Source organism: Aromatoleum petrolei, assembly GCF_017894385.1.
Taxonomy (GTDB): domain Bacteria; phylum Pseudomonadota; class Gammaproteobacteria; order Burkholderiales; family Rhodocyclaceae; genus Aromatoleum; species Aromatoleum petrolei.
Genome location: NZ_CP059560.1, coordinates 5,338,283 through 5,355,523, shown reverse-complemented (window position 1 = coordinate 5,355,523; position 17,241 = coordinate 5,338,283). Strand labels below are relative to the sequence as shown.

The window sequence follows — 17,241 nt, the reverse complement described above, 5'->3', positions numbered from 1 at the left end:
ACGGCCGGCGACGTACACATCCCACGGAGAAGGCACTTCATGAAGTTCATCACCGCATCCTCGGCTGCATCCCCGGCCGGACCTTATTCCCCCGCGGTTCAGGCAGGCAACCTCCTGTTCGTTTCGGGCCAGATCCCGCTCGCGGCCGACGGATCGATTGCCGGCGAGGACATCGGCACGCAGACCCGTCAGGTGTTTGCGAACCTCAAGGCGGTGCTTGCGCAGGCCGGCGCAGATCTCCCGAACATCGTCAAGACGACCGTGTTCCTGAAGGATCTGGGCGATTTTGCCGACATGAACGCGGTCTATGCCGAGGCGTTCGGCGAGCATCGTCCGGCGCGTTCGACGGTCCAGGTGGCGAAGCTGCCGCGTGACGTGCGCGTCGAGATCGAGGCAATTGCGGTCCTTGGTTGACGCTGCCGTCCGGTGGATGTGGTCATGAACGCACGCAGGACATCGCGAAGGTAGGAGCACGAAGGCGTGGCCGGTGAAGCAATTGTGCTGGTGGTCGATGACGACCCCGTGACCAGAAACTGCCTGGCGGATTACTTCGCGGCCGAGGACTTTGGTGTCCTGTGCGCGGCGACTGCAGAGGAGGCGGAGGCTGTCATCGCGAGGGAGAACATCGACCTCGTGTTGCTCGACATCCGGCTCCCGGGCAAGGACGGGCTGACCCTGACGCGCGAGCTCCGCGTGAATAGCGAAGTCGGCATCATCCTCGTGTCGGGCAAGCAGGACGAGATCGAACGCATCGTCGGCCTCGAGTGCGGGGCGGACGAGTACGTGACCAAGCCGTTCAACCCGCGGGAGATCCTTGCGCGGGCGAAGAATCTCATCCGGCGCGTGAAACGCTCCGGGTCGATGACCGCCGGCTCCGCACGCGGGAAGGAGGTGGCGTTCGGCGACTGGACGCTGCACCCGGACCGCCGCCAGCTAGTCGACGCATCGGGCGTCGAGGCCGAGCTCACCGAGGGCGAGTTCCAGCTCCTGAAAGCCTTCCTCCGTCATCCTGGTCAGACGATGAGCCGCGACCAGCTGCTCGACCAGATCCGCAACCGTGAATGGGTGCCGAGCGACCGCACCGTGGATGTGCTGGTCGGCCGCCTGCGCCGCAAGCTGAAGGACGAACCCGCGAGCCCGAAAGTCATCCTGACCGTGCACGGGGCCGGATACCGCTTCACTCCGGTTCCACGCGAACGCCCATGAGGCGCGCGAGCGTGGCGCTGGCCCTGTGCGGGCTCGCCGCCGGTGCGCAGGGGGCAACGTTCAGCGCCTGCGGCCATCCCGCCTATCCGCCGGTGTCGTGGGTCACGCAGGGCCAGTTGCGCGGACTCGCGCCCGAGGTCGTACGCGGGATCTTCCGCGAGATGGGGCACGAGCTGCGCACTGAGCCGCTGGGCAACTGGAAGCGCTGCCTGCTGGAAGCGCAGGAGGGGCGCGTCGACGTCGTCGTCGCGGCCTACCGTACATCGGAGCGGGAGCGGAGGCTTGCGTTCTCGATACAGTACCTCGTCGCCGACCCCATCGTCCTCTTCGTCCGGCGCGACCGGCAATTCGCGTTCTCGCGCTGGAGCGACCTGGAGGGCAAGACCGTCGGACTGCTGCTCGGCGACAGCTTCGGCGAGCGTTTCGACCGTTTCGCCGAGGCGCGTCTGAAGGTCGAGCGGGTGTCGCGCAGCGAACAGAACGTGCGCAAGCTCGCGCTCGGGCGTATCGACTTCATGCCCGTCGGGCTCCGCACCTGGCGTCTGCAGGGGCAGCGTCTGGGCTACGGTGACGAGATCATGCGCCTGCCTAAGCCGCTGGTCACCGAGCACTACTACGTCGCCGTGCGCCGGGGCTCGCCGCTGGAAAGCCTGCTCCCGCACATCGACCGGCGGCTCGCCGAAATGCATGCGGACGGCAGCCTGCAGCGCCTCGAGCGCGCGCACGCGGATGCCTACCTGGCGGAACTCGAAGGAACGGAGCCGGATGCTGCGCGCCGCTGAACGCTGGCTGCGGCGCCTTCCCGGCTACCGCCGCGAGCATCCCCTCGCGCATCGCGTGACGATCTACGTGCTGGCCTGCAGCCTGGGCTTCGCGCTGCTGTCGACCGCCCTGCAGGTCGCGATCGAGTACCGGCGCGAGATGCGCTCGATCGAGGAGCGCATCGAGCTCATCCGCGGCGGTTATCTCGCGAGTCTCGCACGCAGCGTGTGGGACCTCGACGAGGAGCAGTTGCGCCTGCAATTGCAGGGGATTTCCGATTTTCCCGACATCGGCGGCCTGCGGCTGGAGGGCGCCGGCTTCCTGACTCCCTTCGAGATTCCCGCCCGCCGCCGCGTGATCGCGCCGATCGAGCACGGCTTCGAGCTCGTCTATCCGGCGCCCGAAGGCGACCGGAGCCTGGGGCGGCTGGTCGTGCAGACCGATCGCGGGGCGGTGTTCGCACGGCTCGGCTGGAGCGGGCTCATCATCCTGTTGAGCCAGACGCTCACGGTCCTGCTGATCGCGGCGGCGCTGGTCGTGGTGTTCCAGTGGTTCGTCACGCGCCACCTCGAGAGCATGGCGCGCTTCGCCCGGCTGCTCGGCGAAGGGCGCCTCGATGCGCCGCTGAAGCTGGCGCGTCCGCCTTCGGCGGTGCCCGACGAGCTCGACGCCGTGGTCGCGGCCCTCAACGACATGCAGCTGGCGATCCGCCAGGACATCAGCCGGCGCCAGCTTGCTCACGATCGGCTGCTGTACAGCCGCGACCAGTTCAAGGAAATGGTCGAAAAGCGCACACGCAGCCTGCAGGCGGCCAAGGATGCGGCCGAGGCGGCGAACCGAGCGAAATCGGCCTTCCTCGCCACGATGAGCCACGAGATCCGCACGCCGATGAACGGCATGCTCGGGATGCTGCAGCTCCTGCGCCACAGCGAGATGCCGGAAACCTCCCGCAACCAGCTCGATGTCCTGCAGCGGTCGGGCGAATTGCTGCTCGCAACGCTCAACCACGTCCTCGATTACGCCCGCATCGAGGAGGGTGGGGAGATGCCGGAGGAGGAGGCTTTCGACCTTCAGGAGCTGGTCGACAATCAGCTCCTGCTCGTGGCCGGCTCGGCCGGTGCAAAGGGGCTGACGCTTGCGGCCGACATCGCGCCGGGGCTGGCGGGGCGCTATATCGGCGGCGCGGGGAGCCTGCGGCAGATCCTCGGCAACCTGCTGTCGAATGCGATCAAGTTCACCCTCGAGGGCGAGGTCAGGCTGCGCGTCGACGCCGATGACAAGGCGGGCGCCGCGAGCCGCCTGCGCTTCGAGGTTTGCGACACCGGCATCGGCATCGAGGAAACACAGCAGGCGCGCATCTTCGAACGCTTCACCCAGGCCGACGACACGATTACGCGGCGTTTCGGCGGCTCCGGCCTCGGCTTGGCGATATGCAGGAAGCTCGTCGAGAGCATGGGCGGAACGATCGGCGTCGCTAGCGTGCCGGGGGAGGGGAGCCGCTTCCGGGTTGAAGTGCCGGTACGGGCCTTGCCGCCGGAGGCATCCGTGACCCCGTCGGTGGCGCCGGCGGACCTGCCGAGCCTGAGCCTGCTCCTCGTGGAGGATGTCGAGGTGAATCGTCTGGTCCTGTGCGGCCTGCTCGAACACGCCGGACACCTCGTGTGCACGGCCGTGGACGGCCGGCAGGCGCTCGACATCTGCAGGCAGCAGGGGTTCGACGCGATCCTCATGGACATGCACCTGCCGATCATGAGCGGCAGCGAAGTGAGCCGGGAGATCCGCAGCGACCCCGGAAATCTGAACGGGACCACGCCCATCATTGCGCTGACCGCCAGCGTCAGCCCCGAGGACATCCGGCACTGTCTCGGTCACGGCATGGACGCCGTCGTGGCCAAGCCCGTACGGATCGAGCACCTGCTGCGGACGCTTGCCGAAGTGCTCGGGCCGAAGGAGCGACACAGCCCGGCCCAGATGGGTGCGAACGAGGCTGAGCGCAATGTCACGGTGGACAGGCGCCTGCTGGTGGCTCACGCGCGGTTGTTCGGCTGCGCCCGTGTCCTGAGCCTGGTGGCGCTGCTGCGCGAGCAGGCTGACGCCACCTTGCCGCAAATCACCGAGGCGCTCGAGCAGGGGGATCTGTTCGAAGTGCAGGAACTGGCGCACAAACTCGCCGGCGCATGCGAGATGCTGGGCCTGATCGACAGCAGCGAGCGCTTGCGCACGCTGGAGGCGAAGGCAGGGGCGGACGACGTCGTCGGCTGCCGTGGCACGCAGGACGGGCTCGGGGTCATCCTGGCGCGCGAGCTGGAGGAGGCGGGCCCTTGCCTGCAGCCCGACGAGCCCGCCCCGGCTGCGTCCGGCCGGGACGAGATGCTGACCCGCGCAGCATAGACCCCCTCAGGGGCGACGCCGCCGCGCGCCGACCTGGGACGGGGAGACGCCGAAGAATTCCCGATAGCAACGGCTGAAGTGCGGCGCGCCGCTGAAGCCGCAGGCGATCGCGATGCTGGTGATCGGCTCGTTCGTCTGCTGCAGGAGGCGCCGGGCGCGCGTGATGCGGGTCTCGAGGTAGTAGCGTGCCGGCGTGGCATTCATGTAGCGCTGGAACATCCGGTCGATCTGGCGGCGCGACACCTGGGCGTGCTGCGCCAGGTCGTCGATGCTGAGAGGTTCCTCGATGTTGTTCTTCATCAGCTGCAGGACCGTGCGGAGTGCCGCGGGCAGTGTGGGATCGTCCGCCAGCGCCGTCATCGGAAGGTCGGGCAGGTCATCGAGGGTGCGGTCGCAGGAGAGGATCTCCTCCACGCCGCGCACCACCTCCTCGCCGTGATGGTTGCGGATCACGGCCAGCATCATGCTCAGGGCGCTGTTGGCGCCGGCAGATGAGATCCGGTCGCGATCGATGACGAAAGGATGCGCCAGGAGTTTGACCTGCGGACACACCTCCTCCAGCCCGGCGCGGCTGTCGGGGTGCACCGTGCAGGCGTAGCCGTCGAGGAGTCCCGCGTGGGCAAGGAGGTAGCTGCCGTTCCACAGGCCGCCCAGCATGACGCGATGCCGTGCAGCCTCGCGGAGTTTCTCGACGGTCGGACGCGCGGGCTCCAGCTTCGAGCGGTAACCGCCGCATACGATGAGGACGTCGAGCGTCTTCACGGGGATGGATCGCAAGTCGCCATCGACCGAGATATTGATCGCGAGGTCGCTGCGAATCGTCGATCCTTCGAGGCTGTATGTCTCGAAGCTGTAAAGCGGCTTGCCGCTGACCAGGTTGGCGGTGACGATCGCGTCGACGGCACCGGTAAACGCCATCATGGAAAAATGTTCGAGCAGCAGGAAACCGATGCGCCTGTGGATCGTCGTGGGGACGCCTTCGGCGGGTTGTCCCGGCAGGTGGGCCTGATTGCTGTGGCGCAGGCGACTGTCGAACTTGCGCTGGTGCTGGAGCGGATTGTCAGCCATGCCGGTCCCGTCGTGTCGACGCTCGTGTCTGCAGGAAAGATCAAATTATAAAGGCACGCCCCCCTCGAAGAGGGGCCGTGCCCGAGGCTTGCGGCGCATCGCGGCGCCGCCTTGCCGGATAGCCGTCAGGCCGCCGCCGGACTCGGCTTCAGGCCACCTATCGGTTCATCGTGCTCGAAGGTCTGGATCGCTTCGCCGTCAGCGTGCCACCGCGCTTTTTCCGCGGCGCTGGCGCGTGGCGAGAACCAGCCCATGTAGCCGTAGAAGATGCCGATCACCGGCGACAGCCAGCATGCGAACGACAGAGGAATATACAGCAGGTTCTGGAAATTGCCTTCGGCCACGCCGAGTCCGAGTGCGGTGATGACGATGGCGCCGCCCGCGTTCCACGGCACCAGCGGGGACACGAGGGTGCCACCCTCCTCAAGGGCGCGCGAAAGGTTCAGCGTCGAATAACCCTTGCCGCGATACGCGGGGGCGTACATGCGGCCGGGCAGGGCGATCGAGAGGTAGGGGTCGCCCGCAACCAGGTTCGTCGCGATCGCGGTGCCCGTTGCCGCGGCCTGCATCGAACCGAAGCGGCGCGTACGCTTGAGCATCGCGTCGACGATCACTTCGAGGCAGCGCGTGTGCTCGAGTGCGCCGCCGAAACCCAGCGCGATCATGACCAACGTGATGACCCAGGTCATCGACTGGATGCCGCCGCGGTTGAGCAGGCTGTCGATCTCCTTCACCCCAGACTCGAGCTTGTAGCCGTCCTGCATGTAGGCGAACACATCGTGCACGCTCGCTCCCTGTACCACCATGGCGACCAGCGCTCCGGCGATGGCGCCGGCGAACAAGGACGGGATCGCGGGCATCTTGCGCAGCGCGAGGAACAGCACGAGGGCGGCAGGCAGCAGGACCGTCCACGACAGCGTGAAGTGCTTCTCGATGCCGGTCGTGATCATCTCGACTTTGCTGAAGTCGACCGCCTGGCCGCCGATCAGGCTGAAGCCCGCAACGAGGTAGATTGCGAACGCGATCAGCATCGACGGGATCGTCGTGGGCATCATGTTGCGGATGTGATCGAACAGGCCCACGCCGGTTACGGCGGGAGCGAGGTTCGTCGTATCCGATAGCGGCGATACCTTGTCACCGAAGAACGCGCCCGATACCACGGCGCCGGCAGTCCAGTAGGGCGGGATGTCGAAACCCGCGCCAATGCCCATCAGCGCGAGTCCCACCGTGCCGGTCGTGCCCCAGGACGTCCCCAGGGACACCGACACCAGGGAGCACAGCAGCATGCCCGCGGCAAGGAACCACTGGGGCGTCAGGAGGTTGAGTCCCGCGTGAATGATATAGGGCACCGTGCCGCTCGCGATCCACGTACCGATGATCATGCCGACGACGATCAGGATCGCGATCGACTGGAGCCCGATGCTGACGATGCGCAGCACCCCTTGTTCCATCTGCTGCCAGCGATGGCCCTGCAGCCATCCGATCGCCGCGGTGATCGCAAGCCCGATCGCCAGCGGTACGTGGGGGGTGAAGTCCTTGTAATAGAAGAGTTGCACGCCCAGCACGCCGAGCGTGAGGACGATGGGCAGCAGGGCGAGGCCGAGCGAGGGCCTCTCGGTGCGCAGATCACTCATTGTTTTGTCTCCGAATATATGACCCGACGATCGTCCGCGACCGTCGAGGACAGCAGGATTTTTTCGCTGCCGATCCGGAGGCTAGCAAGCAGTTGTAAACGGGGTTTCGAGCGTTTGTGCAGATTTGTGATGGCTTGTCATATGCGCCTTTACATTCCGCGCCATTGCGCCCTGCAATCCGGTCGGTGCTGCTCCGCGCTGACTCGCCGCGACGCCCCCTGCCCGTCCCGTGCCGGGCAGGGGCATGCGAGGCCGTGTCTATCGCTTTATGCGCGCATACGGCAATAATCCAATGTTAATTGTAAATATTCGGATCAATAGTATTGGCTAGTATTCCTCCAGACAAAGACGCCTTTGTCGCAACCCCGAAACCCACACTGTTTGGAGACGACACATGGAAAGCCAACTCAACGACATGCTCAAGCAAGCCTTCGCCGAAGCCACCAAGCTGTACCAGAACCGCGGCTTCCAGCGCCGCGTGGGCTTCGGCAAGAAGCCGGCGCTGATCAACGTCGACCTCGCCAATGCCTGGACACGTCCCGGCAACCCTTTCACCTGCGAGAAGATCGACGACGAGATCATCCCCGGCGTGCAACGCCTGCTGAAAGCCTGCCGCGAGAACAATCATCCGGTGATCCACGTGACGACCTGCTACCAGGTCACCGACCGCAAGAATCCGCATACCGACATGGGCCTGTGGCACAACAAGATCCCGGTCGACGTCGTCAATCAGGAAGACGAGAACATCTGGGCGATCGACTCGCGCATCGCGCCGATCGCCGGTGAGCAGGTGCTAATCAAGAAGCGCGCGAGTTCCTTCCACGGCACCTATCTCGCGGGTTTCCTGCGCGCGGCGGGCGTCGACACCATCCTCGTGACCGGCGTCACCGCGTCGGCCTGCGTGCGCACGACGCTGTGCGACGGCCTCGCCGAAGGCTTCCGCACGATCGCCGTGCGCGAGTGCATCGGCGACCGCGTGCCCGGCGCGGTCGAGTGGAACCTGTTCGACATCGACGCCAAGTTTGCGGACGTCGAGTCGGTCGACCGCTGCGTCGACTACCTGTACTCGATGAAGGGCTGATCGGGCACGCGGCGGCGGGGGCGATAGGGCTTCGACAGCCTGATTCCATATCGAACCACTTCCGGTGGTCTGGGTAGTGGCGTTTCCTGCGAATTTCCGCACGACTTGTCGGCGTTGCCTGCTCGATCGTCCGGCTAATTCTGCTGCGGTGCGGAAGCGGCTCGCGAAGCTGCGCATGCAGGTTTGCCGGAAGTCGTTTCGTCCGGATTGGCGCGGTCCACAAAGCTGTCAAAAAAGTAAGCCGTTATTCGTACCCCAGCCGTCTAAACGCAAGCAATCTGCTCGTTGCAATGCAAAATTTATTGTTGTCTGGTACGACAAGATTCACTGAAAACTTCTCAATAGACCAGCAATAGTGCAGCGCCTAGTATCTGATTCGGCAAGCGATTCGTCGTCGATTCAACATTACGCACCAGAGGACTTCATCACCAATCAACACTGCATAACCGCCTAGCGACACAAGATTCGCAATAGAGCGAGAATAGAGGAGACTAAAATGGCAAGAATCGGAGTAGATGTCGGAGGCACCTTTACCGACCTGGTCCTTGAGATCGAAGGCGAGAACGAGGGGGCGAATCGAGTCTACGTTCATAAGGTACCGAGCACTCCATGGGATCAATCGGAAGGGGTGCTGCGTGGCATCCTGGAGATTTGTCGCATCGGCGGAATTTACCCCAGCGATGTGCGCCTGATCGTCCATGGGACGACGGTCGCGACCAACATCACGATCGAGCACAACGGTGCCGAAGTGGGGATGCTGACGACGCGGGGTTTCCGCGACATACTGCACATCGCCCGGCACAAGCGACCCGAGAACTTCTCGCTGCAGTTCGATGTGCCGTGGCAGTCGCGGCCACTGGTTAAGCGCCGCAACCGCATCGCCATCAGCGAGCGGGTCATGCCGCCGCACGGCGAGGTCACCCAGGCGCTGGCCGAAGACGAGGTGCGCGCGGCCGCCGAACTCTTCAAAGCACGCGGCATCCGCTCCGTGATCGTGTGTTTCCTTTACTCCTTCCTGAATAGCGCGCACGAACGTCGCGCCAAGGAGATCATCCAGGAGGTGCTGCCCGACGCCTACGTCTCATGCTCCTCGGAGGTTGCAAACGTCATTCGCGAGTACGAGCGCTTCTCGACGACGGCGATGAACGCCTACGTCGGCCCCAAAACCTCGCTTTACCTGAAGAACCTCGAGCAGAAGCTCCTCGAGGCGGGCATTAAGGCGCACCTGCGCATCATGCAGTCGAACGGCGGCGTGTCGACGGTCGAGAAGTGCTCGAAGGAGGCGGTGTCGATCCTGATGTCGGGGCTTGCCGGCGGCGTGATGGGTGGCCGCTGGGCGGGCGCGCTGTCGGAGGAGAAGAACGTCATCACCGTCGACATCGGCGGCACGTCGGCGGATTTCAGCACGATTCCCGACGGCAAGGTCAAGATCATGAACCCGCGCGACACCTACGTCGGTGCGTATCCCATCCTTGCGCCGATGATCGACCTAGCGACGATGGGGGCGGGGGGCGGGTCGATCGCCTATATCGACGAGGGCGGCGCGTTCCGCGTCGGGCCGCGTTCGGCCGGTGCGGATCCGGGCCCTGCGTGCTACGGCAAGGGCGGCACCGAGCCGACCGTCACTGATGCTCAGGTCGTGCTCGGACGTCTCGATCCCGACCATTTCCTCGGCGGTGGCATCGAGATCGATGCCGAGCTCGCGCGTGAAGCGATCCGGACGAAGGTCGCAGAGCCGCTCGGGCTCACGGTCGAAGAGGCGGCGCTCGGCATCATCCGCATCCTCAACTCCAACATGTCGCTCGCGATCCGCGCGAATTCGGTCGCCAAGGGCTACGACCCGCGCAAGTTCGCGCTTGCGCCCTTCGGTGGTGCGGGGCCACTCAACGGCGTCGCGCTCGCCGAGGCGGTCTCCGCACGCGAAGTGATCGTGCCACCGGCTCCCGGGATCACCGCGGCGATCGGACTGCTCGTTACCGACATGCAGTACGAATTCACTCGCTCGGTTCCGACACTGCTGAAGAATGTCGAACAACCCGCAATCGACAAGCTCAATCGCGTCATCGACGAATTGACGTCCCTATGCCGTGAGCGTCTCGACGACGACGACGTGCCACCCGACAACCAGCATTTCGTGCGCATCGCCGAGTGCCGCTATCACGGGCAAGGCTTCGAGTTGCGTGCGGAAATCCCCGACGGCCGGGTCGACGGCGAGAAGCTTGCCGCGGTCAAGTCTAACTTCCAGGCGCAGCACAAGCGGGACTATGGCTGGTCCTTCGACGACGTCGATGTCGAGATCGTGACGATCCGCATCATCGGCATCGCCCGCACGCGGCCCCTTGCGTGGCCGGAACTCGAGGATGCCGCCGGCACCGGACCCGAGGCCGCCCTCATGTACGAGCGGCCGACGATCTTTGATGACCGGAAGACCTACGCAACGCCGCGCTATGACCGCAAGAAACTGAAGGCCGGGCATGAACTCTCCGGGCCCGCGATCATCGTGCAGCACGACTCGACGACGCTGGTGCCGCCGGGTTACGTGGCGAAGGTGTCGACGAAGGGCAACATCCACATCAATGCGCAGCGCGTCTAAGGAGAACGAGATGAATCCGTCGAGCACCAAGGTCGACCCGATCACCCTCCAGGTCATCAGTGGCGCACTGCACACCATTGCCGAAGAGATGGGCCACGTCCTCTACCGTATGTCTTTCTCGTCGATCATCCGCGAGTCCCAGGACATCGGTGCGGGGCTCTTCGACCTGCAATTCAATACGCTGACCGAGTCCGAAGGCTCGCCACTGCATATCGGATCCATTCCGGCCTACCTGCGCGGCATCAGCACCTGCCTCCAGGGCGGCACGTGGAACGAGGGCGACGTCGTCATCCATAACCACCCGTACTATGGATCGAGCCACAGCCCCGACCTGTGCATCGTCGTGCCGGTGTTCTGGCGCGGCGAACTCGTCGCCTTCGCGGCGAATACCGCGCACCACGTCGATATCGGCGCAGCCACGCCCGGGCTCATCATCGACATCCCCGATGTCTTTGCCGAGGGGATGCTCTTCGCCGGTATCAAGCTCTACGAGGGGGGCAAGCGAAACGAAGGTTTGTGGCAGTACATCAGCCACAACAGCCGCACCGCGAAGCAGACCAAGGACGACATCGACGCGCAGATTGCCTCGGCGATGCTCGGCGCGCAGCGCATGCAGGAGCTCCTCGACTCCTACGGCAAGGCAACCGTCTTCGGCGCGGCGAACCAGCTGATGGACTACACGGAATCGATGATGCGCAGCCGCATCGCCGAGATTCCCGATGGCGAGTACTTCGCCGAAGGCTATCTCGACGACGACGGCGCGAATCGCGACAAGCGCCTGCCGATCAAGGTCTGCGTGCGTGTCACCGGCGACAGCGTCGAGGTCGATCTCACCGGCTCGGCCGATCAGGTGCCGACCGGCTTCAACGTCCCGTTCGAAGGCTCGACGAAGCCGGCCTGCTACTGCGCCTTCCGCGCGATGCTGACTGACACGGCATTGATGGAGGTGAAGCTGCCGCCGAACGAGGGCTCCTTCAGACCGATCAAGGTCACCGCGCCGAAGGGTTCGATCTTCAATCCGATCTACCCGGCGGCGGCCGAGGCGCGCTTCACGCAGTGCAACCGCATGATCGATCTGATTATCAAGGCGCTTGCGCCGGTGATGCCGCAGCGGGTCACGGCCGGCAACTCGGCGACGCTGTCCTTCGCGGCGTATTCGGGCATCAAGCCCGACGGCGACTACTGGGTGTTTCTCGAGGTAAATGAAGGCGCCTACGGCGGCCGGCCGCATTCGGACGGGCCGGACTCGATCGACAACCTGATGGCGAACACGCGCAACAACCCGATCGAGGACCTCGGCATGCACCTGCCGATGGTATGCGACCGCTACGAGCTGCGCGACGACGTGATGCCCGGGGCGGGGCAGTTCCGCGGCGGCATCGGCGTCGTCAAGACTCAGCGCCTGCTCACCGACGGGGCGATCACGCACGAATCCGAGCGGCACCTCGACGTGCCCTGGGGCGCCTTCGGCGGCACCGAAGGCGCGGCGGGACGGGTGGAAATCTTCCATGCGAACGGAACGAAGTACGACACCTACGCCAAGTTCTCGAACCTGCGCGTGGCGGCGGGTGGCGGCATGTCGTACTACGCGCCCTGCGGAGGCGGCTATGGCGATCCGCTCGATCGCCCCGCGAGCCAGGTGCTCGAGGACGTGATGGACGATTTCTGCACCATCCAGAATGCCCGAGATGTCTATGGCGTCGTGATTTCCGGGGACCTCGTCCTCGATGTGGCGGCCACCCAGGCCCGCCGCACGCTGCTCCGCCTGGAGCGGCAGATGGCCGCAAATCCGCGGTCCTCCGAGCCGTCGCCCGCCTGATCCGCGCGCCCGGCTCAACTTCCTAGCAAGCAGTCAGTAGCTCCGCAACTCACCCGGCCGAAAGGCTGGGTGGGGAGGCGTGCGCGCGTGTTCCGGCGCCTGCCTCCCGGTTTTCGTTCGTCATTCAAAAAATACGTCCCATCACCAAGGAGGAGTTGCATCATGCACAATGTCGAAGCGGCCATTGCCCCGGCCGCGGGGGCCACCCGGTCCCACCTTCTCGAAGAGTCGATCCTGCCCGTTCTCAGCACCCAGCGCACGATCGGTACGCTTGGCTTCGTGTGGATCTGGATAGGCTTGGCGGTCATCATCGCGACCTTCCAGCTCGGCGCTACCGGCGTCGAATCTCTGCCACTGTGGCAGGTCGTCGCCGTGATCCTCGCGGCCAACGTCGCTCTCGCTCTGCTGATGACCTTCACCGCCGATATCGGTACCGAGCACGGCCTGTCGTTCGCAGTCTATCTGCGCGCCCCCTTCGGGACATCGGGCACGCACCTCCCGGCGCTGTTTCGCGGCGTGGTTGCGGCGGTCTGGTTTGGTATCCAGACTTACTTGGGCGCGCTCGCGATCAACGGTATCGTCGAGTATCTGACCGGCTTTTCGAGCTGGCCGTTGTGGTATGCGGTGTTTGCGGTCGTGCAGATATGGAACACCGCTTGCGGCATCAAGGCGGTGGAGAAGCTCGCGGATATCGCGGCGCCGGCGATCATCGCGATCTCGATCTGGATGTACTACACGCTCGACGTGATGGCGCAGACCAAGGGTCTCAACATCTGGAACTGGGTCGGCGGCAAGGACACCACGATCCTCACGCTATTCCTCGCCAATATGGCGTTCTGGTCGACGCTCGCGATCGACATTCCCAACATTACCCGCTTCCTGAAGGTGGAGGAGGGCACGAAGAGCTTCGTGCGGCGCAACCGTCATGTCTTTCTCGCCCAGCTCGTCGCGTTGCCGTTGACGCAGACGTGGGTGGCGGTGATCGGTGCGGCCTCCTTCGTCGCGGCCGGCAATTGGGATCCGATCACGGTGATCCAGGGCAGCGCGACGGGTTTCTCGCTCATCGTGCTGCTCATCATGGTGGTGCTCGCGCAGTGGTCGACGAACAATGCAGCGAACCTGATTCCTGCTGCACTCACGTTCGTCAATGCGGGCGCGCCGCGGCTCGGGTACCGCACCGCCATCGTGCTGGCTGGGATCATCGGCACGCTGTCGATGCCCTGGCTGATCCTCGACAACCTGTTCAGTTTCCTGTTCTCGTACGGATCCTTCCTGTCCACGATCGGCGGGATCATGGTCGCGGACTACTTCGTAATCCGGCGTCGTCGCTTGAATGTACCGGAGCTCTACGAAGTCGATGGCCAGTTCCGTTTCCTCGGTGGGGTCAATCCGGCCGGCGTGGTGACGTGGCTCGCCGGTGGTGCGGTGGCGTTCTACTCGGGCTCCTGGGCCTTCATCGTCGGCTTTGCGCTCGGCTTTGCCCTCTATCTGTTGCTGATGTGGGTATGGGTCCTGCCGCGCTACCCACAGGCCGAGGTCACGTCCCGGTACAGCGACCGCTTCCTGGCTACAAGCGTCGGCCACAACTGGACCTATGCGCCCTCTCGCGGCTTTTCGCGTGTGCCCTCGTATCAGCTGAGCGACGCCCTTTCGCGCCGCGAAGACCTGTAAATCCCTGGCTGCCCAAAAATGAAAACTGGAGAATATGAAATGAGACAGCTCTTGGAAGGCCGTAAATCCCGCGGTTTGACTGCGGCGACCGCGCTGGCCTTCGCACTGGCCGTTGGAGCGGGGCAGGCGACCGCTGCGGACTGGAGCGAGACCGACGTGCAGATGATGAACGGGACGAGCTTCCGCGATCCGGGGATTCACGACGACGTCACGAAAACCACAATCACGCTGCAGCACGTGAGCGGCTATGCCTACGGGCGCAACTACTTCTTCGTCGACTCCTATTGGGGAACGAAGAATGCCCCGCGCTCGAACGACATCTACGGCGAGTATTACCACTACCTCAGTCTTGGCAAGACCACCGGTGCGACGTTCGGCGGTGGCATTCTCAAGGACGTGAGCCTGACTGCCGGCGTAAACGCGGGCGCGTCGACCGGCGGCGCGGGTACGCGAATCCTGCTGTACGGTGTGACGCTGGACTTCGCGGTGCCCGGCTTCAGCTACTTCAACGTGGATCTGCTCGCCTATGACGACCGTTCCCAGTTCAACGGCGTGCAACCCCATTACCGGAACAGCTACCAAGTGACCCCGGTATGGCGGCTGCCGTTCAGCATCGGCCCCACGCAGTGGACCTTCGAGGGCTTTTGCGACTACATCGGAGCGCGCGGGCAGGGGACGGTGAATCAACTGCTATGTCAGCCGCAGCTGCGTCTGGATGTCGGTCAACTCGTGTCGGGTCGCCGAGATGCGTTCTACGTCGGTACCGAATATCAGTACTGGCGCAACAAGTACGGCATCGATGGTCTCAATGAGAGCTTCCCCAACATCATGGCAGTCGTGAAGTTCTAAGCGGCCCTTGGCGGCACGGCCGGATCCTTGGCGATCCGGCACTCGCGAGCGCGACGCGCGACGACCCGGTCGTCGGCATCGCGCTCGCGCCTCTTTATCCGGGCATCGAATCATTCACGGCAGCGCACGCATCGGTCGGAGCCTGGCCAAACCTGTCGATGATTGTAATTGTCGTTATGGGCAATAATTGAATCTTAACTGTAAATAGATCAAGCAATAGTATTGGCTAGTATTCCTCCAGACAAAGACGCCTTTGTCGCAACCCCGAAACCCACACTGTCTGGAGACGACACATGGAAAGCCAACTCAACGACATGCTCAAGCAAGCCTTCGCCGAAGCCACCAAGCTGTACCAGGACCGCGGCTTCCAGCGCCGCGTGGGCTTCGGCAAGAAGCCGGCGCTGATCAACGTCGACCTCGCCAACGCCTGGACCCGTCCCGGCAACCCCTTCACCTGCGAGAAGATCGACGACGAGATCATCCCCGGCGTGCAGCGCCTGCTGAAAGCCTGCCGCGAGAACAACCATCCGGTGATCCACGTGACGACCTGCTACCAGGTCACCGACCGCAAGAATCCGCATACCGACATGGGCCTGTGGCACAACAAGATCCCGGTCGACGTCGTCAATCAGGAAGACGAGAACATCTGGGCGATCGACTCGCGCATCGCGCCGATCGCCGGTGAGCAGGTGCTGATCAAGAAGCGCGCGAGTTCCTTCCACGGCACCTATCTCGCGGGTTTCCTGCGCGCGGCGGGCGTCGACACCATCCTCGTGACCGGCGTCACCGCGTCGGCCTGCGTGCGCACGACGCTGTGCGACGGCCTCGCCGAAGGCTTCCGCACGATCGCCGTGCGCGAGTGCATCGGTGACCGCGTGCCTGGCGCGGTCGAGTGGAACCTGTTCGACATCGACGCGAAGTTTGCGGACGTCGAGTCGGTCGACCGCTGCGTCGATTACCTGTACTCGATGAAGGGCTGATCGGGTACGCGGCGGGGGCGCACAAACCCCCGCCGGCCCGCCGTGTTTCACCGCCCGCGAGCCGGGACCCGCAATAACGAAAACAAGCGACGACCGACGCGTGGCGGCAGGCGCGCGCGATCGGCGCGCGCCTGTCACCAAAGGAGTGTTTGTCATGAGTGGTTTGTCGATTTTCAGGAAGCTGCTGCTCGGCGCGCTGTGCATCGTGGCCGGCAGCGCGGCGGCGACCGAGACGATAGAGCTGAAGATGCACAGCCAGATCGTCGAGTCCCGCCCCGAGGCGAAGTACCTGCAGCAGTTCGCTGAGGACGTTGCGGCACGGTCGAACGGCCGGCTCAAGATCAACGTCTTCCATGCCGGCTCGCTCGGCCTGAAGGATGCGGATCTCCTGCGCATCATGCAGGCGGGCGCCGTCGATATGGCGATGCTGTACGGCGAATACTTCACGCGCGATGCGCCCGAGCTGGGCGTCGTGTACGTGCAGGGCGCGATCCGCAACCCGCAGCAACACCTGCAACTCCTGCCGACGATGCGCGCGATCTACGAGGAAGGCTACTCGAAGTGGCGCATCCACACCGTCGGTGGCGTCGTGAGCCCGGTGTTCAACGTCGGCGTGCACTGCAAGGAGCCGGTGAACAGCCTCGCGCAACTGAAGGGCAAGAAGCTGCGCGTGTGGGGCAGCCACCTCGTCGGCACCTTCCAGGGCCTGGACGTCGCGGCGCAGGTGATCCCGCAGAACAGCATGTACATGGCGCTGCAGACGGGCGTCGTCGACTGCGCCTACTACCTGTCGACGGTCGCCAAGACCGTGTCGATCCAGGAGGTGGCGAAGTACGAGGCCTACATGCACCCGTGGGCAGCGGTGCCGTGGATGTTCGGCGTCAGCGACAAGGCGTGGTCGCGCCTGCCCAAGGACCTGCAGGCGGTGCTGGTCGAAGCGGGCGAGGCGATGTGGGCGAAGACGCGTGACGCCGCGGTGAGCGCCGATCGCGAAAACGCCGCCATCGAGGAGCGCAAGGCGCTCGGCATCACGATGCTGCAGCCCTTCTCGCAGGGTGACGTCAGCACCTTCGTCGCCGCATCCGACAAGGCCTGGGCCGACATGGCGAAATCCGCCGGGCCGAAGGGCATCGAGTACTACCAGCGCATGAGGGAGGCGATCGCGAAGCTGACGCCCTGAGCGGCGT

The 17,241-nt window shown here is 64.5% G+C and carries 13 protein-coding genes; 11 read left to right on the top strand and 2 right to left on the bottom strand.

From position 1 onward, the window contains the following. The first annotated feature begins 39 nt into the window (after positions 1-39). The 4 genes from ToN1_RS24415 (at position 40) to ToN1_RS24400 (ending at position 4,359) form a co-directional block, all read left to right on the top strand. The gene (locus ToN1_RS24415) at positions 40-414 is read left to right on the top strand and encodes a Rid family detoxifying hydrolase (RefSeq protein WP_169206749.1); all 375 of its coding nucleotides are present in this window, start codon (positions 40-42) and stop codon (positions 412-414) included. A gap of 66 nt (positions 415-480) precedes the next feature. Further along, positions 481-1,206, top strand: coding sequence for a response regulator (locus tag ToN1_RS24410; RefSeq protein ID WP_169206748.1), 726 nt, complete (start codon positions 481-483; stop codon positions 1,204-1,206). Beyond that, positions 1,203-1,988 carry a substrate-binding periplasmic protein gene (locus tag ToN1_RS24405; RefSeq protein ID WP_169206747.1) on the top strand — a complete coding sequence of 262 codons (786 nt, stop codon included), beginning with the start codon at positions 1,203-1,205 and terminating at the stop codon, positions 1,986-1,988. Before ToN1_RS24410 ends, ToN1_RS24405 begins: the two co-directional genes overlap by 4 nt. After that, complete coding sequence (locus tag ToN1_RS24400; protein WP_169206746.1) at positions 1,972-4,359, top strand: ATP-binding protein; 2,388 nt, start codon at positions 1,972-1,974, stop codon at positions 4,357-4,359. Before ToN1_RS24405 ends, ToN1_RS24400 begins: the two co-directional genes overlap by 17 nt. A 6-nt stretch (positions 4,360-4,365) precedes the next feature. On the opposite strand, the gene ToN1_RS24395 is transcribed toward ToN1_RS24400, so the two are convergent. Next, on the bottom strand, positions 4,366-5,427 hold the full coding sequence (locus tag ToN1_RS24395) for a GlxA family transcriptional regulator (RefSeq protein WP_169206745.1): 1,062 nt from the start codon (positions 5,425-5,427) through the stop codon (positions 4,366-4,368). Between the two features lie 125 nt (positions 5,428-5,552). Next, positions 5,553-7,061 carry a Na+/H+ antiporter NhaC gene (gene nhaC, locus ToN1_RS24390; RefSeq protein WP_169206744.1) on the bottom strand — a complete coding sequence of 503 codons (1,509 nt, stop codon included), beginning with the start codon at positions 7,059-7,061 and terminating at the stop codon, positions 5,553-5,555. Between the two features lie 394 nt (positions 7,062-7,455). On the opposite strand from nhaC, the gene ToN1_RS24385 reads away from it, so the two are divergent. The 7 genes from ToN1_RS24385 to dctP all read left to right on the top strand — a co-directional run bounded on the left by ToN1_RS24385 (position 7,456) and on the right by dctP (position 17,234). Further along, positions 7,456-8,142, top strand: a complete 687-nt coding sequence (locus ToN1_RS24385) for an isochorismatase family protein (RefSeq protein WP_169206743.1) — start codon at positions 7,456-7,458, stop codon at positions 8,140-8,142. A 496-nt stretch (positions 8,143-8,638) separates the two neighbouring features. Next, positions 8,639-10,735 (top strand): hydantoinase/oxoprolinase family protein, encoded by a 2,097-nt coding sequence (locus ToN1_RS24380; RefSeq protein WP_169206742.1) that lies wholly within the window; start codon positions 8,639-8,641, stop codon positions 10,733-10,735. A 10-nt stretch (positions 10,736-10,745) separates the two neighbouring features. Beyond that, positions 10,746-12,554 carry a hydantoinase B/oxoprolinase family protein gene (locus ToN1_RS24375; RefSeq protein ID WP_169206741.1) on the top strand — a complete coding sequence of 603 codons (1,809 nt, stop codon included), beginning with the start codon at positions 10,746-10,748 and terminating at the stop codon, positions 12,552-12,554. 162 nt (positions 12,555-12,716) lie between these two features. Next, positions 12,717-14,225 (top strand): NCS1 family transporter, encoded by a 1,509-nt coding sequence (locus ToN1_RS24370; protein WP_169206740.1) that lies wholly within the window; start codon positions 12,717-12,719, stop codon positions 14,223-14,225. A 39-nt stretch (positions 14,226-14,264) separates the two neighbouring features. Next, entirely contained in the window at positions 14,265-15,074 is an 810-nt protein-coding gene (locus tag ToN1_RS24365; protein WP_169206739.1) for a DUF5020 family protein, read from the top strand. A gap of 293 nt (positions 15,075-15,367) precedes the next feature. After that, on the top strand, positions 15,368-16,054 hold the full coding sequence (locus ToN1_RS24360) for an isochorismatase family protein (RefSeq protein WP_169206738.1): 687 nt from the start codon (positions 15,368-15,370) through the stop codon (positions 16,052-16,054). A gap of 154 nt (positions 16,055-16,208) precedes the next feature. Continuing rightward, positions 16,209-17,234 (top strand): TRAP transporter substrate-binding protein DctP, encoded by a 1,026-nt coding sequence (gene dctP, locus ToN1_RS24355; protein WP_244860897.1) that lies wholly within the window; start codon positions 16,209-16,211, stop codon positions 17,232-17,234. Positions 17,235-17,241: the final 7 nt, after the last annotated feature.

Excerpts from the sequence above, each read along its gene's own strand:
- ToN1_RS24415 (WP_169206749.1), top strand. The coding sequence starts at position 40 with ATGAAGTTCATCACCGCATCCTCGGCTGCATCCCCGGCCGGACCTTAT.
- ToN1_RS24405 (WP_169206747.1), top strand. The coding sequence starts at position 1,203 with ATGAGGCGCGCGAGCGTGGCGCTGGCCCTGTGCGGGCTCGCCGCCGGT.
- ToN1_RS24400 (WP_169206746.1), top strand. The coding sequence starts at position 1,972 with ATGCTGCGCGCCGCTGAACGCTGGCTGCGGCGCCTTCCCGGCTACCGC.
- ToN1_RS24395 (WP_169206745.1), bottom strand. The coding sequence starts at position 5,427 with ATGGCTGACAATCCGCTCCAGCACCAGCGCAAGTTCGACAGTCGCCTG.
- nhaC (WP_169206744.1), bottom strand. The coding sequence starts at position 7,061 with ATGAGTGATCTGCGCACCGAGAGGCCCTCGCTCGGCCTCGCCCTGCTG.
- ToN1_RS24385 (WP_169206743.1), top strand. The coding sequence starts at position 7,456 with ATGGAAAGCCAACTCAACGACATGCTCAAGCAAGCCTTCGCCGAAGCC.
- ToN1_RS24380 (WP_169206742.1), top strand. The coding sequence starts at position 8,639 with ATGGCAAGAATCGGAGTAGATGTCGGAGGCACCTTTACCGACCTGGTC.
- ToN1_RS24375 (WP_169206741.1), top strand. The coding sequence starts at position 10,746 with ATGAATCCGTCGAGCACCAAGGTCGACCCGATCACCCTCCAGGTCATC.
- ToN1_RS24370 (WP_169206740.1), top strand. The coding sequence starts at position 12,717 with ATGCACAATGTCGAAGCGGCCATTGCCCCGGCCGCGGGGGCCACCCGG.
- ToN1_RS24365 (WP_169206739.1), top strand. The coding sequence starts at position 14,265 with ATGAGACAGCTCTTGGAAGGCCGTAAATCCCGCGGTTTGACTGCGGCG.
- ToN1_RS24360 (WP_169206738.1), top strand. The coding sequence starts at position 15,368 with ATGGAAAGCCAACTCAACGACATGCTCAAGCAAGCCTTCGCCGAAGCC.
- dctP (WP_244860897.1), top strand. The coding sequence starts at position 16,209 with ATGAGTGGTTTGTCGATTTTCAGGAAGCTGCTGCTCGGCGCGCTGTGC.